Consider the following 1,071-nt stretch of genomic DNA (forward strand, 5'->3'; position numbering starts at 1 on the left):
TTGAGCAGGCCGGCTTTGTGTTTGATAATGGGATTGTAAGTATGAAGCATGAGAGTTACCTCGCGTTTTGTTTAAGGATTAGGCACCCATATCAAAACCGGTAACTCTCAACCTTTCAAGGTCCAGTGTCAGATCTAGTCGAGACTAATACAGATAAAGGTGTATTGATCTTCAATCGCAATAATTTCGCCCTGATTCAGCCGCTGCTGCGCTTTCGGCGATAAACGGTATTTACTCAGCGGCTCAATGTTCAGCGTGAACGACAGGTTCAGGTCCATCTCATTGATGGTCTTATGCCATTCGCGCGGCGGGATGGTACGCAACTCATTGCTGATCAGATAGAGTGAGCTTTTCATCAAATCGTCCATCGACTGACGGCCTGCGCGCTCTGCGGTCATTTTGTAGACCAACCCTACCAGCAGCGTCATTACCACTAAGCTGGCAAACAGTAACAGAAAAAACTGCACAAATAGTTTTCTCATGGTATGGCGCTCTCTCAGGCATTCGGTGCGAAAAGGTAACCTTTGTTACGCACGGTCTTGATACGGAAGGGCTCTAGTGCATTGTCGTGCAATTTTTTGCGCAGACGAGAAATGGCCACGTCGATACTGCGGTCCATGCCGTCATAACTGACACCGCGCAGATTTTTGAGCAACAAATCCCTGTCCATGGTATGTCCTGCATGGGTCGCCAACTGCCACAATAAATCGAAATCGGCAGTGGATAGCACAATATTCTCTTCCTCCAGCGTCACTTCACGATTAACCTGGTCGATACACAGCAACCCGAAGTGCAGCGTTTTGTGCACTTGAACCTGCGCCTGTACCGCAGGCGTTTCAGGCGCAACCTGCGTGGCGGGTTGCGCCGAGTATTGACGCAGATGGAGTCGCAAGCGGGCAAGCAGTACGGCTGGTGGCGTCGTTTTCAAAATATCTGTATTAGTCGCGACTAGATCTGACACTGGACCTTGAAAGGTTGAGAGTTACCGGTTTTGATATGGGTGCCTAATCCTTAAACAAAACGCGAGGTAACTCTCATGCTTCATACTAACAATCCCATTATCAAACACAA

2 pseudogenes are annotated in these 1,071 nt (G+C 48.5%); both read right to left on the reverse strand.

The window, feature by feature from the left end:
- Positions 1-152: 152 nt before the first annotated feature.
- A pseudogene (locus QZ506_RS06725) lies at positions 153-482 on the reverse strand (two-component sensor histidine kinase); the annotation flags it as partial.
- A 14-nt stretch (positions 483-496) separates the two neighbouring features.
- Positions 497-931 (reverse strand): annotated as a pseudogene (locus QZ506_RS06730) (winged helix-turn-helix domain-containing protein); the annotation flags it as partial.
- Positions 932-1,071 lie beyond the last annotated feature (140 nt).

The organism is Candidatus Symbiopectobacterium sp., from assembly GCF_020054415.1.
Classification (GTDB): domain Bacteria; phylum Pseudomonadota; class Gammaproteobacteria; order Enterobacterales; family Enterobacteriaceae; genus Symbiopectobacterium.